The sequence below is a fragment of the Acidimicrobiales bacterium genome, from assembly GCA_036273495.1.
Lineage (GTDB): Bacteria > Actinomycetota > Acidimicrobiia > Acidimicrobiales > JAJPHE01 > DASSEU01.
The window spans coordinates 1-2,171 of sequence record DASUHN010000269.1 but is presented as its reverse complement, the minus strand read 5'-3'; the positions used below and the strand labels follow the sequence as shown (position 1 = coordinate 2,171).

The following is a 2,171-nucleotide window of genomic DNA, read 5'->3' as shown; positions in this document are numbered from 1 at the left end:
GACCGCGGCGGCCCGGGCCGCCGTCTGAGGCCGGCGTGAGGGAACGACGGTGCCCGTCGCTATTTATTTGAGATCGTGGGCGGAGATGCCCTCGAAGAGGTCGATCTCGGGGCGGCGCTCGAGCAGTCCCTCGCACGCCCGGGCCATCTCGACCATGTCGGGTGAGTCGAAGTGGGCGCGCTGGCTGGCGGGGGAGTCCCACTTCTCGATGATCAGGTAGCGCCCCGTCCCGGTCACCGATCCGCAGAGGTCGACGTTGCGGCACCCGGGATGGTTGCGGGACAGCACCACGTACTTGGACAGCGCGCCGAGGAGGCGCTCGGCGGCGCCGGGGTCCCCGGCCCGGGTGTCGAACACGAGGGTGACGACGGTCAGCTCGATGCCGGCGTCAGGTTCGGGAGCTACCGGGGCCACGCCCGGCACGCTAGGCCGCCGCCGATTGTTGTTGGAACTTTGTGCGTCCCCACCGTCATCCCGGGCCCCCGCCGGCCGATAACAGGGGTGTCGGCGGAGGGGGGCCCAGTGCCGACCCGGACAAGAGGGGCGGAGATTGGCCAAGGCACGGGTGGAGCGCGACGAGGAGGACCTGGTCCGCCTCTACTTGACGGACATCGGTCAGTACGAGCTGCTGACCAAGGACGACGAGGTGCGCCTGGCCCAGGCCATCGAGGCCGGTGACGCCGCCCGCCGCCAGCTGAGCGCCGAGACCGACGCCACCCGCCGCCGGGAGCTGCGGCGCGCCGCCCGGGCCGGGGAGGACGCCACCCGGGAGTTCGTCCAGTCCAACCTCCGGCTGGTCGTCTCGATCGCCAAGAAGTACCAGGCCTCGGGCCTGCCGCTGCTCGACCTGATCCAGGAGGGGAACCTGGGCCTGATGCACGCCGTCGAGAAGTTCGACTGGCGCAAGGGCTTCAAGTTCTCCACCTACGCCACCTGGTGGATCCGCCAGGCCATCACCCGGGGCATCGCCAACACGGGCCGGACGATCCGGCTGCCGGTCCACGCCGGGGACACCCTGGCCCGGGTCCGCAAGTCCCAGGCCCGCCTCGCGCTGCGGCTGGGCCGCCCCGCCACCCTGACCGAGCTGGCCCGCGAGGTGGAAATGACCGAGGAGCGCCTGGCCGAGGCCCTGCTCATGCGGGCCGAGCCCCTTTCCCTGTCCGAGCCCCTGCGCGACGACGCCGACGCCGAGCTCGGTGACATGGTCGTCGACCGCGGAGCTGCCTCGCCGTTCGACGAGGCCGCCGTGGCCATGCTGCCGGGCGAGGTGGCCCGGCTCCTGGAGAGCCTCGAGGACCGGGAGCGGGAGATCCTCCGCCTGCGCTTCGGACTCGACCGCGGGGAGCCCCGCACCCTCGAGGAGGTCGGCGAGCACTTCCACCTGACCCGGGAGCGCATCCGCCAGATCGAGGCCCGGGCCATGTCCAAGCTCCGCCACCCCTCGGCCGAGACGGGCGCCCGCGACCTGCTGACCGTCTAGTGCCCCTTCAGACAACGTTTGCCTTGTTGTCCGATCCTCGCCGGCCGTCCCCGTGAAGACCGGCATCGACCACCAAACTCACCGAGCGCACCGACTCGGGCGGATAGGGCAGGTCCCGGCCCAGGCGGACCTCCAGTGGTGGGCAGCCCCGGGCCACCGACAGGGCCAGGCCCCGGCCTTCGAGCCGGAAGGTCCCCGAGTACCAGCGCGCCGGCATCAGGCCCCGGCGGCGCCGGGGATAGCGGGCCGCCTCCCCCGCCTTCTTGCGCTGGGCGGTGGTGAAGCAGGCCTCCGAGTAGCGGCGCAGCACTGAGCGGGCGGCCGTGGCCCACAGCTCGCCCACGTCGGCACCGGCCAGCTCGCGGCACAGGCTCGGATAGTCGAAGATCGGTGGCCCAGCCCAGCGGAAGCGCACCGCGTTGAGATCAATGAGTCCGGCCCAGACGTCCCCCGCCGAGCGCAGCAGGCCGAAGCAGCGCCGGGCCTGGGCCGGAGAGACCCGCAGCCGGATCCGGGCAGTGCGGTGAGCGACGGCGCCAGGGGACCTTCTCGTCCTTCGCACCTGGCCATGATCGGCCTTGGCTGTGACACCCAACCTGACGAGGCACTGACTAGCGTCTTCTCCGGAGGTGTCCGAGCACCTGGTGGGCTCCGCCGCCTTCAAAGCGGTCGAGACGGGTGATCCCCGTCT

The 2,171-nt window shown here is 71.9% G+C and carries 3 protein-coding genes; 1 reads left to right on the top strand and 2 read right to left on the bottom strand.

All coding sequences use genetic code 11. The annotated features are described in order from the left end of the window. Nucleotides 1-63: 63 nt before the first annotated feature. Nucleotides 64-414 carry an antibiotic biosynthesis monooxygenase family protein gene (locus tag VFW24_11600; GenBank protein HEX5267408.1) on the bottom strand — a complete coding sequence of 117 codons (351 nt, stop codon included), beginning with the start codon at nucleotides 412-414 and terminating at the stop codon, nucleotides 64-66. 136 nt (nucleotides 415-550) lie between these two features. Between VFW24_11600 and VFW24_11595 the strand changes: the two genes are divergently transcribed. Then, on the top strand, nucleotides 551-1,480 hold the full coding sequence (locus tag VFW24_11595) for a sigma-70 family RNA polymerase sigma factor (protein ID HEX5267407.1): 930 nt from the start codon (nucleotides 551-553) through the stop codon (nucleotides 1,478-1,480). Between the two features lie 7 nt (nucleotides 1,481-1,487). Here the strand turns inward: VFW24_11595 and VFW24_11590 are convergent, their stop codons facing one another. Then, nucleotides 1,488-2,042 (bottom strand): hypothetical protein, encoded by a 555-nt coding sequence (locus VFW24_11590; protein ID HEX5267406.1) that lies wholly within the window; start codon nucleotides 2,040-2,042, stop codon nucleotides 1,488-1,490. Nucleotides 2,043-2,171: the final 129 nt, after the last annotated feature.